At 64.2% G+C, this 20,013-nt stretch carries 21 protein-coding genes; 10 read left to right on the plus strand and 11 right to left on the minus strand.

Annotation, left to right across the window (positions count from 1 at the left end):
- Positions 1–49 precede the first annotated feature (49 nt).
- A complete protein-coding gene (locus tag FDW84_RS05775; protein ID WP_138607445.1) occupies positions 50–1,231 on the plus strand; it encodes an NAD(P)/FAD-dependent oxidoreductase in 1,182 nt (393 codons plus the stop codon).
- A gap of 114 nt (positions 1,232–1,345) precedes the next feature.
- Here FDW84_RS05775 and FDW84_RS05780 read toward each other — a convergent pair whose 3' ends face one another.
- Complete coding sequence (locus FDW84_RS05780; RefSeq protein ID WP_138607447.1) at positions 1,346–2,434, minus strand: LacI family DNA-binding transcriptional regulator; 1,089 nt, start codon at positions 2,432–2,434, stop codon at positions 1,346–1,348.
- Between the two features lie 213 nt (positions 2,435–2,647).
- The gene (locus FDW84_RS05785; protein ID WP_171046669.1) at positions 2,648–3,502 is read right to left on the minus strand and encodes a PfkB family carbohydrate kinase; all 855 of its coding nucleotides are present in this window, start codon (positions 3,500–3,502) and stop codon (positions 2,648–2,650) included.
- 269 nt (positions 3,503–3,771) lie between these two features.
- Between FDW84_RS05785 and FDW84_RS05790 the strand changes: the two genes are divergently transcribed.
- The 4 genes from FDW84_RS05790 (at position 3,772) to FDW84_RS05805 (ending at position 7,723) form a co-directional block, all read left to right on the plus strand.
- Positions 3,772–4,644, plus strand: coding sequence for an ABC transporter substrate-binding protein (locus tag FDW84_RS05790; RefSeq protein ID WP_138607451.1), 873 nt, complete (start codon positions 3,772–3,774; stop codon positions 4,642–4,644).
- A 110-nt stretch (positions 4,645–4,754) separates the two neighbouring features.
- Positions 4,755–5,771, plus strand: coding sequence for an SIS domain-containing protein (locus FDW84_RS05795; protein ID WP_171046670.1), 1,017 nt, complete (start codon positions 4,755–4,757; stop codon positions 5,769–5,771).
- 636 nt (positions 5,772–6,407) lie between these two features.
- Positions 6,408–6,959, plus strand: a complete 552-nt coding sequence (locus FDW84_RS05800) for an RNA polymerase sigma factor (RefSeq protein WP_138607455.1) — start codon at positions 6,408–6,410, stop codon at positions 6,957–6,959.
- Positions 6,956–7,723: a hypothetical protein gene (locus FDW84_RS05805; RefSeq protein WP_138607457.1), complete on the plus strand. Its 768-nt coding sequence runs from the start codon at positions 6,956–6,958 to the stop codon at positions 7,721–7,723. The genes FDW84_RS05800 and FDW84_RS05805 overlap by 4 nt, the downstream gene beginning before the upstream one ends.
- A gap of 13 nt (positions 7,724–7,736) precedes the next feature.
- Here the strand turns inward: FDW84_RS05805 and FDW84_RS05810 are convergent, their stop codons facing one another.
- From FDW84_RS05810 to FDW84_RS05840, 7 genes are all read right to left on the minus strand, one after another.
- The gene (locus FDW84_RS05810) at positions 7,737–8,231 is read right to left on the minus strand and encodes a CoA-binding protein (RefSeq protein ID WP_138607460.1); all 495 of its coding nucleotides are present in this window, start codon (positions 8,229–8,231) and stop codon (positions 7,737–7,739) included.
- On the minus strand, positions 8,228–9,598 hold the full coding sequence (locus tag FDW84_RS05815) for an O-acetylhomoserine aminocarboxypropyltransferase/cysteine synthase family protein (protein ID WP_138607462.1): 1,371 nt from the start codon (positions 9,596–9,598) through the stop codon (positions 8,228–8,230). Before FDW84_RS05815 ends, FDW84_RS05810 begins: the two co-directional genes overlap by 4 nt.
- A complete protein-coding gene (gene sfnG / locus FDW84_RS05820) occupies positions 9,598–10,788 on the minus strand; it encodes a dimethylsulfone monooxygenase SfnG (RefSeq protein WP_138607464.1) in 1,191 nt (396 codons plus the stop codon). The genes FDW84_RS05815 and sfnG overlap by 1 nt, the downstream gene beginning before the upstream one ends.
- Positions 10,785–12,737 carry an acetate--CoA ligase gene (gene acs / locus FDW84_RS05825; protein ID WP_138607764.1) on the minus strand — a complete coding sequence of 651 codons (1,953 nt, stop codon included), beginning with the start codon at positions 12,735–12,737 and terminating at the stop codon, positions 10,785–10,787. The genes sfnG and acs overlap by 4 nt, the downstream gene beginning before the upstream one ends.
- Complete coding sequence (locus FDW84_RS05830) at positions 12,728–13,630, minus strand: ABC transporter permease (RefSeq protein WP_138607466.1); 903 nt, start codon at positions 13,628–13,630, stop codon at positions 12,728–12,730. The genes acs and FDW84_RS05830 overlap by 10 nt, the downstream gene beginning before the upstream one ends.
- Positions 13,630–14,682 (minus strand): aliphatic sulfonate ABC transporter substrate-binding protein, encoded by a 1,053-nt coding sequence (locus FDW84_RS05835; RefSeq protein WP_138607468.1) that lies wholly within the window; start codon positions 14,680–14,682, stop codon positions 13,630–13,632. Before FDW84_RS05835 ends, FDW84_RS05830 begins: the two co-directional genes overlap by 1 nt.
- A 123-nt stretch (positions 14,683–14,805) precedes the next feature.
- A complete protein-coding gene (locus FDW84_RS05840) occupies positions 14,806–15,624 on the minus strand; it encodes an ABC transporter ATP-binding protein (protein ID WP_138607470.1) in 819 nt (272 codons plus the stop codon).
- Between the two features lie 317 nt (positions 15,625–15,941).
- On the opposite strand from FDW84_RS05840, the gene FDW84_RS05845 reads away from it, so the two are divergent.
- Positions 15,942–16,367 carry a CoA-binding protein gene (locus FDW84_RS05845; protein WP_138607472.1) on the plus strand — a complete coding sequence of 142 codons (426 nt, stop codon included), beginning with the start codon at positions 15,942–15,944 and terminating at the stop codon, positions 16,365–16,367.
- A 30-nt stretch (positions 16,368–16,397) separates the two neighbouring features.
- On the opposite strand, the gene FDW84_RS05850 is transcribed toward FDW84_RS05845, so the two are convergent.
- Complete coding sequence (locus FDW84_RS05850; protein WP_138607474.1) at positions 16,398–17,426, minus strand: isopenicillin N synthase family dioxygenase; 1,029 nt, start codon at positions 17,424–17,426, stop codon at positions 16,398–16,400.
- Between the two features lie 45 nt (positions 17,427–17,471).
- Here FDW84_RS05850 and FDW84_RS05855 point away from each other — a divergent pair, with 45 nt between their 5' ends.
- Genes FDW84_RS05855 through FDW84_RS05870 form a run of 4 tightly spaced genes read left to right on the plus strand, consistent with a single transcriptional unit; the run spans position 17,472 to position 19,064 of the window.
- On the plus strand, positions 17,472–17,879 hold the full coding sequence (locus FDW84_RS05855; protein WP_138607476.1) for an MmcQ/YjbR family DNA-binding protein: 408 nt from the start codon (positions 17,472–17,474) through the stop codon (positions 17,877–17,879).
- Positions 17,849–18,430, plus strand: coding sequence for a DUF1990 family protein (locus FDW84_RS05860; RefSeq protein ID WP_138607479.1), 582 nt, complete (start codon positions 17,849–17,851; stop codon positions 18,428–18,430). Before FDW84_RS05855 ends, FDW84_RS05860 begins: the two co-directional genes overlap by 31 nt.
- Positions 18,427–18,744, plus strand: a complete 318-nt coding sequence (locus tag FDW84_RS05865) for a putative quinol monooxygenase (RefSeq protein ID WP_138607481.1) — start codon at positions 18,427–18,429, stop codon at positions 18,742–18,744. The genes FDW84_RS05860 and FDW84_RS05865 overlap by 4 nt, the downstream gene beginning before the upstream one ends.
- Before the next feature lie 26 nt (positions 18,745–18,770).
- A complete protein-coding gene (locus FDW84_RS05870) occupies positions 18,771–19,064 on the plus strand; it encodes a DUF503 domain-containing protein (RefSeq protein ID WP_138607483.1) in 294 nt (97 codons plus the stop codon).
- Positions 19,065–19,070: 6 nt separating this feature from the next.
- Here FDW84_RS05870 and FDW84_RS05875 read toward each other — a convergent pair whose 3' ends face one another.
- Positions 19,071–19,892: a GDSL-type esterase/lipase family protein gene (locus tag FDW84_RS05875; protein ID WP_138607485.1), complete on the minus strand. Its 822-nt coding sequence runs from the start codon at positions 19,890–19,892 to the stop codon at positions 19,071–19,073.
- Between the last annotated feature and the right edge of the window lie 121 nt (positions 19,893–20,013).

Consider the following 20,013-nt stretch of genomic DNA (forward strand, 5'->3'; position numbering starts at 1 on the left):
CGGCCTTGGGCATCATCATCGTCCCAAACACACCCAGAAAGGGAGAACCATGTCCTCCACAGCTCCAGCCAAACACGTTGCCGTTATTGGCGGCGGCATCCTCGGCGCATCGACCTGCATGCACCTCGCACGGGCAGGCGCACAGGTGACACTTGTAACAGCAGGCCCCCTCGCGAACGGGGCCTCGAGCCGCTCGATCGCATGGCTGAACTCATCGGGTGCCCGCACCGCGGAATACCACTACCTGCGGATGCTTGCCATCGACCGTTACCGCACCTGGAGCGCGCACCATCCCGAGAGCCGCGCCTACATCCGATTCGATGGCGCAATGAAGTGGGCCGGCGACAATGAAACGTTCCGCGACACCTTCGCCTTCGAGCGTTCAACCGGGTACCACTCTGTCTGGGTCGAGCGTGCTGACGTGGCCAGGATCGCACCTGACGTGAACGCCGACGCGGTGGCCGAAGAAGGCGCCATTTACAACCCGGGTGAAGGCTGGCTGAACATGCCGGACTTCATCCCGGCGCTGGTGGCTGACGCAGTGGCCAATGGCGCGGAGGTCCTCGAGAACGCCGGCGATGTCCGTGTCGACGTGCAGGACGGTGCCGTGGCCGGCGTGATACTCGGTGACGGGACCCGGCTGGCCGCCGACCAAGTAGTGTTGGCAACCGGCGGTGAGGTTCCAGCCCAGCTCGCCGCCTTGGGCGTAACGATTCCGGATGCCACTCCCGCCGCGTTTGTGCTGTTCACCGATCCGATCGACGTTGAAGTAAAGACCGTGCTGAACACGCCGCGCGTCGCGGTGCGGCCCACGCCTGACGGTCGACTCGTACTCGATTCCGATTGGGCTGAGCAGTCGGTGATTGTTGAGGACGACGGTTCATTCACGGTTCCGGAAGAGTCTGTGCAGGGCCTGCTCGACGAGGCTTCGAAGGTGCTTGCGGGGAACCCGCGACTGACTGCGCAGAAAGTTGGTGCAGGGCTTAAACCCATTCCGGGTGACGGCGAACCGGTGGTGGGCCCGGTGCCTGCAATCACGGGGCTGCACGTGATGTTCACGCATTCGGGCGCAACGCTCGGGCTTATTCTTGGTGAACTTCTCGCCGAGGAGATCCTCACCGGAGCCTCGTCTCCCGTGCTGGCGTCCTTCCGGCTTGACCGCTTCGATACTGGTGTTGCCGCGTCAGAGGCTGTGAGCACAGGGGCGTGGGCGCCCGTTAACCAGAACTAGCAGCCGGGAAGTGGTGGACACCACCGCCTCCACCACTTCCCGGGCGGCGCGCCATGCGGACTGGCATCTTCCGTCCGCACAAACGTGGTGGCTGTACTACTTACCTTGTACTTCCTATGGAGGAGGGCCCACCGAGTCCCGGATGTTGAGCCGTGCTTCCAGGACGTTATGCTTCGGAACGGATGTCTCGCCGGCGATCCTGGCAAGGAGAAGTTCCGCTGCCATTGAGCCGATGCGATGCACTGGCTGGTGGACGGATGTTATAGCCGGTTGCATGAATGCCATCCAGTCGAGGTCGTCGAAGCAGAGGACAGAAAGGTGCTCCGGGACCTTGATTTTGAGGTCGGCGATGGCCTGCATGAGTCCATGGGACATGGTTCCGTCGGCCGTGAAAACGGCGGTAGGTCGGTGGCCTGACTCGAGGAGTCGAACAGCTTCGTTGCGTGCGGCCTCTGAGGAGTAGGATCCCACGCGGCGGATCAGTTGCGTCTGCACGGGGATTTGGGCGTCCCGGTGGGCGTCGAGGTATCCGAGTAGCCGCTGCCAGCTTGGGTAGAGCGTTTGCGGTGTCACCGGCGAAAAGGCCGTTTGGGCGACAAAGTCCTCAAGGCTCCCACTTTCGAGCTGCTCCAGTTCAGCGATGATTCCTATACGTTTATGGCCTGCCTTCAGCAGGTATGCGACCGCGTCACGCGCAGAGCCCCGATTGTCCACCGTCACCGAGTCTGCTGCCAGGTTGTACGCTGCCCGGTCTATTTGGACTGTTGGGCAGCCGCCGGCTATGAGACTGCGGAGATGTTCGGATCCCTGGACGTCGCAGGGCGTGATGATGAGCCCGTCGACGCGTTTTTCGAGGAGAAGCTGGACGGCTTCCTTTTCGCGTTCAAGCTTTTCATCACTGTTGGTGAGGATGACGCCGAACCCCCTTGATCGTGCCACATCACCGATCCCTCGCAGGACCCGGGCATAAAAGGCATTGTCGATGTCAGCGGCGACCACGCCTATGGTTTGGCTTCGGCCTGTGACGAGGCTTCGGGCGACCATGTTCGGCTTGTAGCCCAGTTTCCGCGCCGCAGCTTGAACCCGGGCGGCAACCTCATTACTGGTATAACCGTAACCGCCCAGCGCCCGCCCGGCTGTAGCCGTGCTGACACCGGCTTCGGCTGCGACCTGAGTAATGGTGATCCTAGGCGGTGGCGACATGGAATTCTTTCCGTAATTTTGAGTGTTCCGAGCTGTGTGTGCAGCCGGAGCCGCGGGTCAGTAGCTTACCTTCCATAACAGCGCCCCTTCGAGATGCAGCGTCGCACTGCGCGAGGAGGCCAGGATGGATCAAGCACGGGGAAATAATTTCCCGTTACTTTGTCCGTCGGTTCCACGTCCGTCGGTTCCGCAGTTTTGGTGTCCCTGGTTTCGTCAGTGCAGGGTTTCCAGTGATGCGGAGCCGAGTTGTGACGGCGAAGGCATGACGGTGAGCGGTTCTCCTTTCCCGAACGCTCCGAGCCTGCTGCATGTGAGGGCAGACGCTTCCGAAGCCTTGGTCAAGGCTTCAGGTGGGTTGTTCGCTCGCAGGAGCTCAGTCAAAACGGTAGCGATGTAGGTGTCCCCGGCCCCCAGAGTGTCCACCACGGTGGTGTTTGCCGCCGGGGCATTGTAAGTGTGCTCCCCGTTCACCAGGACGGCGCCCTCTGCTCCCCGTGTCACCAGCGCCCAAGTCGCGCCAAGCGCGATCGCATGCCGGGCAAGATCGAGTCCCTCGCCCGCGGTGAGATCTCCTCCTGAAAAGGAGGCGAGATAACAGTGCGGTGCCACCGCCCTGAGCAGGGCGGTATCCCTGTTGGTGGAGAAGTCGAAGGACAGGCGTGCTACGGATGCGAGGTCCAGTGTCAAATGCTCCAGGGCGCTGGAGACGCTGAGGTGGACAGCATCAAAACCGGTGGCCGGTGTAACGAACCCTCCATCGAATTCAAGCCGTGAGACTCCGAACCCGACTTCCCGGAACACCCTGTCCCCGTTGTTCCGGCCAATCACGCAGTACGCGGTGCTGCCGGTCCGAACCTGCACAAAGTCCGTGGACACGCCTTCGAGAGTCAGGGCGTTCCGGATCAAACCCCCGGCGGCATCCGTTCCGATGGTGCCGGCGTAGGCTGCCCTTGCTCCCGCGCGCCGGGCGAAAACGGCGACGTTCAGGGCGTTTCCACCCGCAAAAACCTGCCCCTCGTCCAAGTAGCAGTCAACGACGTTGTCCCTCGCTGTCAAGATCGAAACCATGATGCCTCCCAAGTGCATTTATGACGAGCTTATGAGAACGTTCGCAGAATGTCGAGGGAGTTTTATCCATAAGACGGTTCGTTCCTCAGCGAAGCTCAGCTCCTCGCCCGCCTGCCGCGCATACAGAATCCGAGGCTCAAGTAACTCTTGACGGGGCTGGGGAGTGAAATGTAGCTTTGCCGTACCTGATAACGCTCTCACACTCGCTGCGAGGCGTTCCGATGAAATCGAGCCTTCAAGCGGCTGTCTCTTCGCAGATTGGAAAGCAAATGCCCACGTACAGTTCAAAAAAGTTCCGTCTCGTTGTGGCGATGGCATCGGCAGCCATGATTGCTGCTCTCGTCACCGCATGCGGCGGCAGTGCCTCATCCTCTCCTTCTGAGGACAATCCGTACGCGCTGATCCAGCCCGGCACTGTCAGGGTTGCCAGCGTCGGGGACCTGAAGCCCTATGCCTTTGCCGATGGGCAGGGTGATTTCACCGGTTTCGATGTTGAGCTTTTCAAGAACGTGGCGAAGCGGGCTGGAGTCGACAACGTCGTCTTCACCGGCCAGGACTTCTCGGCGATCCTTCCCGCGGTGGCCAACGGACAGTTCGACGTCGGAGTGGCCGCCATCGGAATCACCGAAAAGCGCAAAGAAACCGTGGACTTCTCCAACGGCTACCTCGCCGGCTACCTGACCGTCCTGACCACCAAAGACACCGGCATCAAGGACGCCAACGGCCTGTCCGGCAAACGGCTTGGCGTGGTCCAAGGCACGCTGCAGGAAGCCTACGCAGCGAAGAACTTCACCACCGCAAACCTGGTCCGCTTCCCCGACAACAACTCCGCAATCGCAGCCGTCAACAGCGGCTCAGCCGACGCCCACTTCCTCGACTACGAAACTGCGCAGGACTACACGGAACAGCACGGCCTGGTAAGCGTAGCGGACATCCCCTCGTTTGATGCTCCGGCAGGCTTCGCCATCGCCAAGGACAAGACCGCTTTCAAGGAGGCCCTGAACAAGGCCCTGGCAGAAGCCATGGAAGACGGCACCTGGAAGACCCTGTACCAGAAGTGGTTCCCGGGATCACCAATGCCCGAGCAGTACCTGCCCAAAGCCGAGCAGACCGCAACACCGGCCCCCACCGCAGCTAAGTAAGACCTGACCGAACACGGCCGGAAACCAGCCGGCTGAGACCTGCCTGGGCGGACCGCCCATCGCGATCCACCCGGATGCCACGCCTGTCACACGGAAATAGAGGAACAACAATGACCGACGGCACCTTCATTGGAATACAGCCTGTTAAAGACATCCCTGGCGATATCCGCGGATCCCAGGAGCACGCCTTGACCCTCTGGCCGGAAATCAGCTCATATGTCCTGGGCCTGCCGGAGCTCAACAGGGTCTACCTTGTCGGCGCCGGAGGCTCACTTTCCGGCCTGCACGCCGCACAGTACTTCCTGGACCGGCGGGCCACAACGCCGGTGACATCCGTAAACTCTGACGAGTTTTACTACCGTGCATCACCCGGCGTGGGGCCAGGCGCTCTGGTTATCTTACTTTCTGCTGCAGGCATGACCCCCGAAACCGCAAAGGCGGCCTCCTGGGCGCAGGAGCGGGGCGCCGCTGTTGTAGCAGTGACCCTGAACGCTGAAGGCGCCCTGGCACAAGCAGTCAACACCGCCTTTATTGCCAAGAATGGGGACGGCAACCAGGTCCTCCTTCAACTGCTCGCCCTCGCAATTTTGGAACGCGAGGGCCAGAACGTCTCCACAGAGCTCTCGGCCCTGGATGCACTGCCGGCCGCCACCGAAACCGCGGTTCAGGCGTTCGAGCCTTACGCCGCCAAAATCGCTGAGAACATGAAGGACGTTCCTGTAACGTACCTCATCGCTTCGGGATCCCTGCAGGGCATGGGCACCACCTTCACCAGTTGCTTCCTTCAGGAAATGCAGTGGATGCACGCGGCAACCATCAACGCAAACGAGTTCTTCCAAGGTGCCTTCGAGGTCTTCGACAAAAACACCAAAAGCATCCTGTACTTGGGCGAAGACGAAACCCGTCCCATGGCAGAACGTGCCGACCGTTTCCTGGAGGAGTACAGCGGCGAGACGTTCCGGGTAGATAGCCGTGAACTTGAGCTTCCCGGCATTTCCCCTGAACTGCGCGCGTTCGTCGCCCCTCTGGTCTTCTATACCATTTCATTCCGGCTCGCAGCCCACTACGCAGCCGTGCGGGGGTATTCGCTCGAAGGACGCCGCTACATGTGGCAGTTCGCCTACTAGTAAGACCCGAGAGAATCCGGGAGGGGTTGCTGAGCCCCTCCCGGATACTCCTTTTAATCTCTTTCGCGCCGCATCTTGTTCAGGGAACAAAGGTAGGGCCTGCGCGAGATGAGTGGCTGTCCCTGTCTTTTGTTTATCGCTGATGTTGCACCGTGCGTTGACCTGCCCAGACTAGGGAAGCTCTGCCTTCAGGAGCGCAATGCCGGAACCCTGGACTCTTGGGCGGGTCAATGGCTGGGATCGATTCGGGTATCCGCGGGAAAGATATTGGGAGCCGTTGGGGTAACTTCCGTAGCAGCAGCAGCAGCGGTGGACAACCCATGAGGATTGCCCCGGTTGTGGGCCGCACCATGCAAGTTTTTTAAACCTTTTGCCCTGGTTGCGTAACCCTTCGCAGGCCTGCAGCGATTACCCCTATGTAGCGCCGGTCTGGAACTTGTCCCCCATCACGTTCCAGGCCGGCTCTTTCACTTTCCAATGGCAGGGGCAGCTGCCACAAAGGGACCTGCAGCGTACGCGTGGCAGTCCCGGGCGGTGGTTACTGAGGGGTAAAGTGATGCGGGGAAAAGCCGTTCCGCAGGACGGACAGCTTCTCCCCTCCAACAACTCCCTCTTTTGACTGGAAGCACTACGTCCGTGACTGATGCACTGGCAGACGAGGCCTTGCGGGACGAACCTGCCGGGGTCTCTGTCTTCAGCGTTGTCTACCGGACCTATGCATCACAGGTCCTGGGCTATCTCACAGCCCGGGGAGTTGAAGATCCGGAGGCGGCCATGCAGGAGGTATTCCTTTCCGTCCTGCCGCGGCTTGCCTCTGTCCATGGCGGAGACGCCGGGCTGCGCACCTTTATTTTCTCGGTAGCCCATGCCCGGATGGTTGACGACCACCGGCGCCAAAGCCGAACCCCCGCCAAACTGCCCTTCGAGCCTGAGCTGGATCAACGGGAGGATTCCTCGGCCGAGTCGGAAGCCCTGCAAAGGATTTCGCCGCAGGAGGTTCTCGGACTGCTGGACACCCTGCCGCAGGACCAGCGCGAGGTGCTCTCCCTTCGCCTCGTGGGCGGACTGACTGTGGAGCAGACGGCGGAGGCCATGGGCAAGAGCGGGGGCTCCGTGAAGCAGCTCCAGCGCCGTGCACTCCTCAAACTCCGGGAACTCGCGGAAGTGAAGGAATACCTCAAGCCATGACAGCACAAGCACAACACCGTGCCGAGGTTCTGGAGGAGATGCTCCTCGACGCCGGGCTGTCGCAGGACGCCGAACTTCGCCGTGCACTGGTTTCGCTGGGGTCTTTTGCGGACCTCCCGATTCCTGATCCCGGCCCCGAACTTGCTGCCCTCCTGGCCCCGCCTGTTGACCAGTTGGATCGCCGCCGGAAGCTCCGGCGGCATCGGACTACCGTGGTGGGCATCGCCTTCGCCGCCGGGATGGGACTCGGTGCCACCGGAGTGGCCGCCAGTTCCGCACCCTCCGGAGGTACCGGCAGCCCTTCCGTGCAGCACCTGTTGGAAGACTGGATGCCGTCGTGGAGCATTGCTCCATCGCCTTCGTTCGGTGCGGCGGACAGCCGGCCGCCGGCGGGCGAACCGTCACCGGAGCCCAGCGCCTTGCAGGGGGACAGCGGTCTTCCGGAGCCGGACCCGACCATTGAGCATGAAGAGCCCGCCATGCCCGACGGCGGTGCTGCGGCGGGGAAGGTGCCCGACTCCGGTGCGGCGCGGCAGCAGAAGAGCAGCAGCGGTGAGGAACCCGGCAAGGCGCCGGAGCATGCGGCGCAGGAGGCGGCAGTCCGCAGGAGCCCCGGCGGCGGCGCAGGCCAATCGTCCCCGCGGGCTCCCCAGACGCCGGCAAGCGCGGCGCACGCTGGTGAAGCAGCCAAGAGCGCAACGAAAAACGGGGCCGCCCCTGGGGACGACCCCGTCCTGCCCTGGCTGAAAAAAGCCGACCGCTAGATGCCGTATGCGATCAGGCGAGGACCTGGCGCTTCGATGAAATAACGCCGGTGTCGAAGCCCGCCAGGTGGAGGCCGCCGTGGAAGCGGGCATGTTCAATCTTGACGCACCGGTCCATTACGACGTTAAGCCCGGCGGCTTCAGCCCCCGCAGCCACCTCCTCATGCCAGGACCCCAGCTGCAGCCACAGCGTCCTGGCGCCGGCAGCCACCGCCTCATCCAGCACCCCTGGAAGGTCATCGTGCTTGCGGAAAACATCCACGATATCGGGGCTCTCCGGCAGGTCGGCCAGTGAGGCGTACGTGGGCTGGCCCAGGATTTCCGTCACCACTGGATTGACGAAGTACACCTTGTAGCGGGTAGAGGACTGCAGGTAGGTGGCCACGAAGTAGCTGGCACGTGAAGGCTTGTCCGACGCGCCGACAATGGCGATGGACTTTGCTTCCCGGAGCAGGCTCAGGCGTTCGGGCGCTGACGGGCCGGTCCAGGTGCGTTCGGTGGTACTCATGCGTTTGCTCCAATCGTGCAGGCTTCCGCGGTGGTGGCTGGTCCCGCCGCAACCCCGGCTGCCACGGCGTCTCCCGCCGGGGCCTGCTGCGCTGCAGTCAGGGCCTGGTCCAGGTCCCACAGGATATCTTCGATGTCCTCGAGTCCCACAGAGATGCGCACCAAATCCTCCGGCACGCCTGCGGATTCCAGCTGGGCCTGGCTCAGCTGCTGGTGCGTGGTGGAGCCGGGGTGAATCACCAGGGTCCGGGAATCACCCACGTTGGCCAGGTGCGAGGCCAGTTGCAGCGACTCGATGAACTTCTGGCCGGCGGCGCGTCCGCCCCTCACGCCGAACGAGAACACCGATCCAGGACCCAAGGGCAGGTACTTCCGCGCACGTTCGAAGTGCGGATGGGACGGTAGGCCGGAGTAGTTCACGTAGGCAACCCGGTCATCGTTCTCCAGCCATTCGGCCACGGCCTGGGCGTTCTTCAGGTGCTCGTCCAGCCGCTGCGGGAGTGTTTCCACCCCTTGCAGCAGCTGGAACGCCGACTGCGGCGACAGGGCGGGGCCGATGTCGCGCAGCTGCTCGCAGCGCAGTTTGGTGAGGAAACCGTACTCGCCGAAGTTGCCCCACCATGAGACGTTCCCGTAGGAGGGCATGGGCTCGGTCATGGTGGGGAACTTCCCGTTGCCCCAGTTGAACCGGCCGCTCTCCACGATCACGCCACCCAGGGTGGTGCCGTGCCCACCCAGGAATTTGGTGGCTGAGTGGATCACAATGTCGGCACCGTGCTCCATCGGGCGCACCAGGTAGGGCGTGCTCAGGGTGGCGTCGACCACCAGGGGGATCCCGGCGTCGTGCGCCACCTTCGCAAGTGCCGCCAGGTCCTGGACCTCCGACGACGGGTTGGCCACCACCTCCACGAAGATCGCCTTTGTGTTGTCCCGGACCGCCGCGGCGTAGTCAGCGGGGTCCGTGCCGGGGACGAACGTGGTGTCCACGCCGAAGCGGCGCAGCGTAACGTCCAGTTGGGTGACAGTGCCGCCGTACAGCTGGGAAGCGGCCACGATGTGGTCGCCGGCCTGGGTCAGCGCGGCGAAGGTGATGAATTCCGCCGCCATGCCCGACGAGGTGGCAACTGCGCCGATCCCGCCCTCCAGTGCGGCGATGCGCTCTTCGAACGCTGCCACGGTGGGGTTGCCGATGCGGGAGTAGATGTTGCCGTACTTCTGCAGGGCAAACAGGTTGGCGGCATCCTGGGTGTCCTTGAACACGAAGGATGTGGTCTGGTAGATCGGGACGGCCCGGGCGCCGTGCTCGGCGTCGGGGGTCCCCCCGGCGTGCAGGGCGCGGGTGCGGAAACCGAATTTGCGGTCAGCCATCAGACAGCCACCGCCTCGGCCACGGGAGTGGCAGAGAGATTAAGTTCGGTTCCATTCTTGCGGGCCAGGTCGGCCTCCAGTTCGCGGACAATCGGCAGGATGTCCTTGCCGAAGGCGGCCACCTCCTCCTGGAAGTGCAGGTAGCAGGTGAGGAACAGGTTCACACCGATCTTCTTGTATTCGACGATCCGCTCGGCAATCTGTTCCGGGGTTCCGATCAGCTGGGTCTTGAAGCCGTCGTTGTACTGGATCAGGTCCTCAAAGCTGGAATCTGCCCACATGCCCTTGCCGTCCTTGGTGGAGGCGCCGGCTTCCTGCACGGCGTCCCGGAAGCCCTCGACAGCCGGCTTGTGCGCCTTCACGACGATCTCACGAAGCGTGTCCCGGGCCTCCTTTTCGGAGTCACGGGCGATGACGAAGCCATTGAGCCCGAAGCGGGGTACGGCCAGCCGGCCTTCAGTGCCGCGGCGGGTTTCTTCGGCTGAGGCCACAACCCCGGCGATGTTGTCCTTGAAGCCTTCCAGGTCCTTGCCGTTGGAGAAGTACCAGTCCGCCACGCGGCCGGCGGTGGCCTGGGCAGCCGTGGAGTTGCCGCCGAAGAAGATCTCCGGGTGGGCGCGGCCGGGGACGTCGACGGGCGCCGGGTTCAGGGTGAAGTCGGTGATGTTGTAGTACTTGCCGGACTGGCTGTATTCCTGCTCGGTCCACAGCCCGCGCAGTACCTTGATGAACTCCTCGGTGCGGACGTAGCGCTCATCGTGCTCCAGCCATTCCAGGCCGAAGTTGGTGAACTCGGACTTCAGCCAGCCGGACACGATGTTGACGGCGGCGCGCCCGTTGGAGATGTGGTCGGCAGTGATGATGTATTTCGCGAGGACTCCGGGGTGCCACATACCGGGGTGGACCGCGGCGATCACCTTGAGTCGCTCGGTGGCAGCCAGCAGGGCAAGGCTGAACGAGGTGGCCTCGTGCTGCTTGTCCGCACCGTAGGAGGCTGCGTAGCGGGTCTGTGTCAGGGCGTATTCGAAGCCTGACTGCTCGGCGATGCGGGCCAGTTTCCTGTTGTAGTCGAAGTCCCAGCCGGTGCGCTGTTCAATAGTGGAAACCACCAGGCCACCGGAGACGTTGGGTACCCAGTAGGCGAACTTCAGGGGTTCGGAGAGCCGGGCGACATTGCTGATCTCGGTCATGAATTTTCCTTTGCTTGGGCCCGCTGGCGCAGGACGTGCTGGATGCCGGCGATTGCCGGTTCGTTCTGGAGTGAGGTGGTGTCGCCGAGGGCTGTGCCTTCGAACAGCTGGGTCAGGAGCCGGCGCATGATCTTTCCGCTGCGCGTCTTGGGGACATCGGGGACCACGACGACGTCGCGCGGCTTGGCGATGGGGCCAATCTCCTTCGCCACGTGGTTGCGAAGGTCGGCGGCACAGTCCGCTGGGGCGTCAGCTTTCAGGACCACGAACGCCACCACGGCATGCCCGGTTTTTGGGTCCGCCACGGGACACACTCCGGCCTCCACCACATCAGGGTGGGACACCAGGGCCGATTCGATCTCGATGGTGGAGAGCAGGTGGCCGGACACGTTGAGGGTGTCGTCCACGCGGCCCAGAATCCAGATGTCGCCGTCGGAATCGTACTTTGCGCCGTCGCCGGCCAGGAACCAGCCCTGCTCTGCGTACTTGCTCCAGTAGGAGTCGAAGTAGCGGCGCGGATTGCCCCAGACGGTGCGCGCGATGGCGGGCCCAGGGGAGTCAACCACGATGTATCCCTGGACGCCCGGCGCGACGGTGTTGCCGCCGTCGTCAACGATGCGCGTGCTGACGCCCGGCAGTGAACGGGCCGCGCAGCCTGGCTTGAAGGCGCTGTCTGTGGGAGCGGGGGAGAGGATGGTGGCGCCGGTTTCGGACTGCCACCACGTGTCCACCACGGGTGCCGTGCCTGCGCCAACGTTCTGCCGCAGCCAACGCCAGGCTTCCGGGTTGACGGCCTCCCCCACAGTGCCCAGCAGGCGGATCGAGGAGAGGTCGTAGGTGTCCGGCACGCCGTCGGGGAACCAGCCCATGAGGGACCTCACCAGCGTGGGCGCAGTGTAGTACTGGGTGACGCCGTAGCGTTCGATGATCTCGAAGTGCCGGCCGGGGTGTGGCGTGTTGGGGGTGCCCTCGAAGATCACCTGGGTCGCGCCGTTGGACAGTGGACCGTAGATTTCGTAGGTGTGCGCCGTGACCCAGGCGAGGTCCGCGGTGCACCAGTGGACGTCCTGGTCGCGCAGGGCCGGGTCAGGGTTGCTGAACAGGTGCTCGAAACTCCACGACGCCTGGGTGAGGTAGCCGCCGGAGGTGTGCACCAGGCCCTTGGGCTTGCCCGTGGTGCCGGACGTGTACATGATGAACAGCGGCGTTTCGGCGTCGAAGGCTTCCGGTTCATGGACTTCCGCGGCGTTTCCGACGACGTCGTGCCACCACACGTCGCGGCCTTCCGTCATGGGGACGGTTGCCAGATCGCTGGCCGGCGTGGTGCGGTTTACCACGAGCAGGTGCTCGACGGCGTTTTCGCCGGCCACAGCGGCGTCCGCGTTGTCCTTCACCGGGACGGCCACGCCGCGGCGGAACTGGCCGTCGGTGGTGACCAGGAGCTTGGCGCCGGTGTCCTCCACCCGGAACTTCAGGGCTTCGGCGGAGAAGCCGCCAAAGACCAGGGAGTGGATTGCGCCAATGCGGGCCACGGCCAGGGTGATGATGACAGTTTCGGGTATGACCGGCAGGTAGACGACCACCCGGTCGCCCTTGGTGATGCCGAGTGCCAGGAGCGCGTTGGCGGCTTTGGCGACTTCTCTTTGGAGCTCCCCGTAGGTGATGGAACGGCGGTCGCCAGGCTCGCCTTCGAAGTGGAGCGCCACTTTGTTTCCGCGGCCTGCCGCGACGTGCCGGTCGACGCAGTTCGCGGCGACGTTCAGCTGTCCGCCCTCAAACCAGGTGATGCCCGGGCCCCTGCCCGCCCCGGCATCTGCCGGAACCCAGCGGTGCGCTGTGTGCCAGGGGGTGTCCCAGTCCAGGCGCCGCGCCTGCTGCTCCCAGAACGCGACGTTGTCCGGGCGGACACCCGTGTTCAGGGCGAAGGTTTCCGTGGTGCTCAGGCCCATCGTTTCACCGCCCATTTTTCGGCCAGGCCCAGCAGGGCGTCAGTAGCCTTTCCAATCACGGCCAGCATCACGATGGCCAGGAGCAGCCGGTCGGTCCGGCCGTTGTTTTGGGAATCAATCAGGAGGAAGCCCAATCCCATGGAGGATGCGATCAGTTCAGCGGCCACCAGGAACAGCCACGCCTGGGCCAAGGCCAGGCGAAGGCCGGAGAACACGGCGGGGACGACGGCGGGCAGCTGCACCGTGGTGAGCAGCCGGACGCCCTTGAGCCCGAACGCTCGTGCCGCTTCCACCAGGTTGCGGTCCACATGGCGCAGCGCCAGGGACACGGTGGTGAAGACGGGGAAGAACGCGCCGATGATGATCAGCGTGACCTTCGAGTCCTCGCCGATCTTCATCCACAGGATCAGCAGCGGCACCCAGGCCAGCGACGGAACGGCCCGCAGGGCGCCGATAGTGGGTGCCAGCAGGGCGTCGGCGACTTTGGACAGCCCCACGGTGGCGCCCAGGACGAGTCCAAGGGCCGCCCCCACCAGGAAGCCGATGAGGACGCGCTGGGTGGAGATGGCGATGTGGGTCCCCAGTTCACCGCGTTCCAGCAGCTCCCCGGCTGCCTCCAGAACCATCACCGGCGGCGGCAGCTGCACCACGGTGAACAGGCCGCTGGCCGAGGCCAGCTGCCAGGCCGCCAGCAGGGCCGCCGGGATGATCAGGCCAAGGGGCAGACGCGCCCAGTCCCTGGAGCGGACTCCGGCGGGAGACCATCCACGTGCCGGAGCGGGTGCCTCAGTGGCTCCCGCCTGGGCCGCGTCTGCCGTTGTTGCGGTGGCGGCTGCAGCACGCGCGTCCGCAACACTGGTGCTGGTGGGGAAAGTTTCTCCTGGTTGATTCATCAGGAGGCCTTTATGGCTGAGGGATCAGCCTTCTTCACCAGCGAGTCGTCGAGAAGGGAGCTCACGGCGTCGTCAATCTGCTGCTGCGTTTTGACGTCACCGGTTTCCACGAAGGTGGGCCCGATCTTCTCCAATACTTTGCGCTGCGCCTCGCCCGGCGCGGGGTCGACGTCCAGGTTGCTGCGTTCCAGCACCACCGTTTTGGCAACAGCGGGGTCCAGGCCGGCAACCTCAGCCAGGATGCGGGCCGTCTCGTCCGGGTTCTCCGCTGCCCAGGCACGGGCCTTTTCGTAAGCGTTCACTACCGCCTGGGCCAGTTCGGGCTTGTCCCTGAGGAACGATTCGGTGGCGTTGAGGAAGCCGTAGGTGTTGAAGTCCAGGTTGCGGTAGAAAAGGGTTGCACCCTTCTGTTCCGCCCCCGCCATGATCGGGTCCAGCCCGGACCAGGCCTGCACTGAGCCGTTCTCCAAGGCAGTGCGGCCATCGGCGTGCTGCAGGTTCTGCACCGTCACATCACCGGGCTTCAGCCCTGCCTGTTCCAGGGCCTGCAGCAGGAAGAAATACGGATCCGTGCCTTTGGTGGCGGCGACCGACTTGCCCTTGAGGTCGGCCACCGACGTGATGCCCGAGCCGGCGGGTGCCACCAGGGCTGCCCACTCGGGCTGTGAGTAGATGTCGATGGTCTTGATGGGCGAGCCGTTCGCGCGCGCCAGCAGGGCCGCGGAACCGGCGGTGGAACCCACATCGATGGCACCGGAACGCAGCGCCTCGTTGGCCTTGTTCGAGCCTGCCGACTGGATCCAGTTGACCGTGACGCCCTGGTCCTTGAGGCTGGTTTCCAGCCAGCCCTGGTCCTTGATGACCAGGCTGAGCGGGTTGTAGGTGGCGAAGTCGATGTTCAGCGTGCCGCCCTTGGTGTTGCCGGCAGCTGCGGCAGCACCGCCGGAGGATCCTTCACCGGCGACGCAACCTGTCAGGGCCAGGGCTGCAGACGCAGCGAGGGCTGCTGCGCCAAGGAGTGAACGGCGGGTGATGGGGCGTGCGTACGGCATGGTTTTCCTTAGGTGGGGATCAATCAGTGTCGGGTAGACAGCAACGTCGGGGAGATCAGGGCAACGGGGTACTGCCTGCGGCCCGGGAAGCAGGGGTGGGCCGCTCGTTTTGCTGGGTGGGAATCAGTGGCCGTCCACGCCCAGGGTCTGCAGCAGCGAAACGCGCAGTTGTGCCAGTACGGCGTCCGCACGGTCCCTTGGCCGGCCGCCCGGTACCTCGACAGTCCTCACGATCGTCGCACCGGGACCGTTGGCGTCGTCGTTGCCCAGGACGATGATCCTGTCCGCGAGCTGGAGCGCTTCATCAACGTCATGCGTGACCAGCAGGACGGTGGCCGGTTCCACCGTGTGGATGTCCAGGAGCAGGTCCTGCATCCGGATGCGGGTGAGTGCGTCGAGTGCGCCGAACGGTTCATCCAGGAGAAGGACGCCGGGGTTGCGGGCCAGCGCCCGGGCAAGGGATGCCCGTTGCGCCATGCCGCCGGACACTTCCCTGGGGCGGTGCTTGGCGAAGCGCTCCAGGCCAACGAGTTCCAGCAGGCGGGCCACCTTGGCCTTCCCCTCGCTGGCGCTGCAGCCGGTGGGCAGCCCAATGGCAATGTTGGCCTGCAGCGTGTGCCAGGGCAGGAGCCGGGGTTCCTGGAAGGCAAAGGCGCACCGGGAATCGATGCCCTGTACGGGGGAGCCCGCAATGACCACCGAGCCGGCACTTGGCGAGTCCAGTCCGGCAGCAGCCCGCAGCAGCGTTGACTTGCCGCAGCCTGATGGTCCGAGGATGGCCAGGACTTCGCCGGCTGCCACGTCAAATGTCACATCGCGCAGGACGGTGTGCGCTGTGGAGCCAGTACCGAAGGTCCGGCGCAGGCCGCGGAAGGACACCGGCAAGGCAGCAGCGTGGCCAGGGGCGGTCCCGGCAGAACGGGAAGGCAGAACTGTAGTCATAGGGTCACTCCATCGGTCCTGGCAGTAGCACCCTGCGGATCCAGTGCTGCGCCGGAGTGGTCAATTCCTTGGGGCGCATATTCAGGACCTTGCTGTTTATCGGAGCCTGGGGCCTCCGGTAACCAGGGTTGCTGCGGCGTCACAGATCCAGGTCTCTCTGCCGCTCGGGATGGTCACTACCAACTGAACCTAAATGAACGCGATATCCCAAATGCTGGCGGGCTTTATGTAATATTCGTTCATCGGCACGAAATGCGGGGTTGTCCAGCGGAAAATTCGGCGCCAGCTTCTTATCGGCAACGGCGTAAGGTGGAGGAATGGGCCACACGAACGATCCTGCAGTCATCGAACGCCTCATGCGAACCAGGGGACGCTGGGCAATCGTTGGTTTGACGACTAATGAGTGGCGTGCGGCCTACGATACGTCACTCTTCATCCGCGAACGGCTGGGGATGGAGATCATTCCCGTCAACCTTCCCGGAGACCCCGTGCACGGAGAAGCGGGCTACCGCACCCTCGGAGACATCCCGTCTGAAAAGCACCCTATCGACGTCGTGGACTGCTTTGTGAACTCACAAAAAGTGGGGGCGGTGGTGGACCAGGCCATCGCGGCAGGAGCGAAAGCAGTGTGGCTGCAACTGGGAGTGATCGACCAGGCTGCCGCGGAACGCGCCAAAGCGGCAGGACTGGACGTAGTGATGAATGCCTGTCCTGCCCAGTTGGCCTGGAAGTACAACCTCTGACTCCTGTGGCCTGGCCCATGCGCCGAGGACTCAGGGCGTCAAAAGATGGGGGTAATGGCGTTCGGTGACGTCCGGGTGGGCCCGCATCCTGCCCTTGAGCATGTTCAACCCATAGGAGGCCAGAAGCGGATTGGCGGGATCATCGGAAATGCCCCTCGCCTCCGCCTTCAACTCCGGCGGCAGCGGGACGGGGTCGATGACGGCGTCAAGGCGCGGGGACCAGAAGAACGGTACTGAGTACCGGTCCACGCCAGGCGGCGGCGCCTCTACCCTGTGGATGGTGGCCGCGAGATAGCCTTCCGTGGCCACCTCCAGCATCTCGCCAAGGTTCACAACGAGGGCTCCGGGAATAGGCTCCACCGGCTCCCATTCACTTGCCCCCGGCGGGAGCACCTCCAGCCCGCCCACGTCATCCTGCAGCAGCAGCGTGACGAAGCCGTAGTCCGCATGCGATCCGACGCCCTGGTCTCCCGCGGCCTCCACCACGCCGCCCACGTAGTGGACCAGCTTGCCCATCCATGCTGGGGAGTCCCGGAAGGGCTCGTCGAAGTAATCCTCCGGCAGCTGAAGGGAAACGGCGATGGCCCGGAGCAGCTCCATCCCAACCCCGGACATCAGCTCGGCCCAGTTCATGGCTGCCGGCCTGAGTTCGGGGAACGAATCATCGGGCCAGAGGTTGGGGCCCTGCAGCAGCCAGTACGGCTGATCCACCGGGTAATCCGTCACTGGCTCGCGCTCCGGCGAGTAGTCGATCTGCTCGCGGGCATCAGCGCGGCCCTGCGTGACTTCCGTGCCCATCCTGGTATAGCCGCGGAAATGGGGCGAAAGCCTGTTGTCCAGCTTCATCCTCTCCTCCAGCGGCAGGGCAAAGAACCGCCTGATGACGTCCAGGAGGTGTTCGGCCTGGCCGGGCGACCCGCCATATCCCGTGACCTGGAAGAAACCAACATTGTGGGTCGCGTTACGCAACTGCTCGATGAAGTCGGGGCTGAACGAGCCGTTGGCCTGCCGAGCAGTGCCCAGGTCCAGAACAGGTATGGCCCCCTGATCGTGTGACATCCTCGCAGACTAGCACCGGACGCCGCTGCTTTATAGGCTTCCTGCATGGACCCCGACGTACTGCGGAAGATCTGCCTCTCGTTCCCCGGAGCATACGAGGATTACCCCTTCGGGCCGGATACCGCCGTGTTCAAGGTCCGTGCGGACATTGCCGGCGGCACCCGGCATGAAGCGAAAGTTTTTGCCTTGTCCTCAATGGACGTCCGGGACTTCTACGTCAACCTCAAGTGTGAGCCGGCCCTGGCCGTCCAGCTCCGCACGGTGCACCCGGAAATTACCGGCGCATGGCACATGAACAAGACGCATTGGAACGGGGTACGGCTTGACGGGACTCTTCCGGACAGCATGGTCAGGGACATGGTGGAGGACTCCTACGACCTGGTGGTGGCCAGCCTCAGCAGGAAGCAGCAGGAGCAGCTGGGATGGGTCCGCCTCACCGGGGCCCGCGGGTGAAGTCCAGGCACCCGCGGCCGGACGGACTGGATTACCCCGGTATCGGAGGAACTGAGCATGGCGAGGCGCCCCGAAGCTACGCAACCGTCATGAAGGAAGTGCACCTCGGCGCCGGGCTGGCTACGTACCAGCGGGTGGCCGCGGGCATCCTTTCCTGGGAGCTGCAGCGGCGCGCCGGACTCCGTGTCCGTGCGGATTCACCCACCGTCGTCCCCGGTGCGCGGGTGGTCAGCGGCTTCGGCATCGGGCCCTTCCGGCTGAAGGTGCCGTGCGAAGTGGTGTGGGTCCACGAGCCGCGCCGACAGGATGAACCGCAGTCCGCAGGGTTCGGCTACGGGGCGTTGCCCGGGCATCCCGCCCGCGGGGAAGAATCCTTCGAGGTTCGGATAGACGGGTGCGGTGAGGTGTTCCTGCGGATCCGTGCCTTCAGCAAACCGGGCAACTGGTTTTATGCAGCAGGCGCCCCGGTGACCCGGGCGGCGCAGCGCTACGTTACTTCCCGGTACATTGAAGGGGCACGCCAACTCGCCGCGGAAGGACAAATCCCGTGATCTTTATCGTCGTCAAGTTCAAGGTCAAGCCTGAATGGTCGGAGCGCTGGCCCGGCCTGGTGGCTGATTTCACCGAGGCCACGCGCCAGGAACCCGGCAACCTCTGGTTCGACTGGTCCCGCAGCCTCGAGGACCCGAATGAGTACGTCCTCGTGGAGGCGTTCAAGGACGACGCCGCCGGCGACCACGTCAACAGCGCCCATTTCAAGCAGGCCATGGCAGACATGCCGCAGGCCCTTGCCGAGACACCGCAGATCATCAGCCGCCAGCTCGACGGCGAAGGCTGGGACCGGATGGGCGAGCTCACCATCTAGCTCCGCCACCTCGGTAGGCTGAAACCATGTGGATCGGCTGGATCGAATTCGACATCCTCCTGGGAGACGTTCAGAGCCTGAAGGAGAAGCGCTCCGTCATCAGGCCGCTGCTCGCCGAGATCAAACGCCGTTACGACGTCTCGGTCGCCGAGGTCGGAGACCACGACCAGTACCGGCGTTCCCAAGTCGGGGCCGGCCTGGTGGCGGCAGACCGCGCGCACCTCGTGGAGGTGCTCGCCGCCGTCGAACGCCTGGTGGCAGGACGCCCCGAAATTGAACTGCTGAGTGCACGGCAGCGGGAGCTGCACAGCGAGGACTGACTGCTGTCAGTCCTGCCAGAGTGCCCGCCAGGTGATGTCCGCCAGTATTGCCTGGCCCTGGAGGCTGGGGTGGAAGTAATCCAGCGTGCTCACGTCGCCAGGGCTTGGCATGTGCGCGAAAACCGCCCCGCCGTCCGTCCGGCACGTGGGGTACTTCCCGCAGGCCTCTGCCAGCACCCCATTGAAAGCCAGTTGGCGCTCGACTACCTGCTGACGCATATCCTCGGTATTGGACGCGGCCAACATGGATTGGCAGATCCGGGATCCGGACCAGGCCGACTGGGCAGCCGGATCGTTGCGCAGGGCACTCCAGAGCCCGTAGAGGTTGGGGATGCTTGCAACCAGTATTTGGGGCCGCGGCCGCATCTGGTCCAGGGTCTCCAGCGCCTCCGCCACATGCGAGCGGAAGCTCTCCACCGGCGTCATGCTTTCTGGGGACGGCGCACAAAGATCATTGGCACCCACCAGGACCGTGACATAGTCCGCCCGGGTTTCCGTGGCCTGCGCAGCCTGGCGGGGCAGGTCGGAAGCCTTTGCCCCGCTGACGGAGAGGTTGGCGTTGTTTCCCCTGATGGCGGGATCCAGCCGGAGGAGCCGTTCGTAATGGCTGGCCACGCCGTCGCCCGGCCCGTCGCCGGTGGCCCAGGAATTTTCCGGGCGGTCCCCGGGGCCGCAGCAGGCATTGTTGGCCTGCGTGATGGAGTCGCCAAGGGCTGCCATGCTGCCGGGGTACCCTGCCTCCCTGGCTGGAGGCGGTGTTGGTGCGGCCGCAACCGCCACCAGGGCCGGCAACAGCAGCGCAGCCAGGAACCTCGCAACCTTGCCCATGAGTCGATTAAAGCCGAACCGCGGCGGTTCCGGACACGTCCCCTGAAATCAGGGTACTAATGGTCCGGATCCGCCGCGGTCCTGGAATGGGCCCACGCCGCCGGGGTTCCCTGGCCGAGCT

The organism is Pseudarthrobacter sp. NamE5 (assembly GCF_005796225.1).
Classification (GTDB): Bacteria; Actinomycetota; Actinomycetes; order Actinomycetales; family Micrococcaceae; genus Arthrobacter.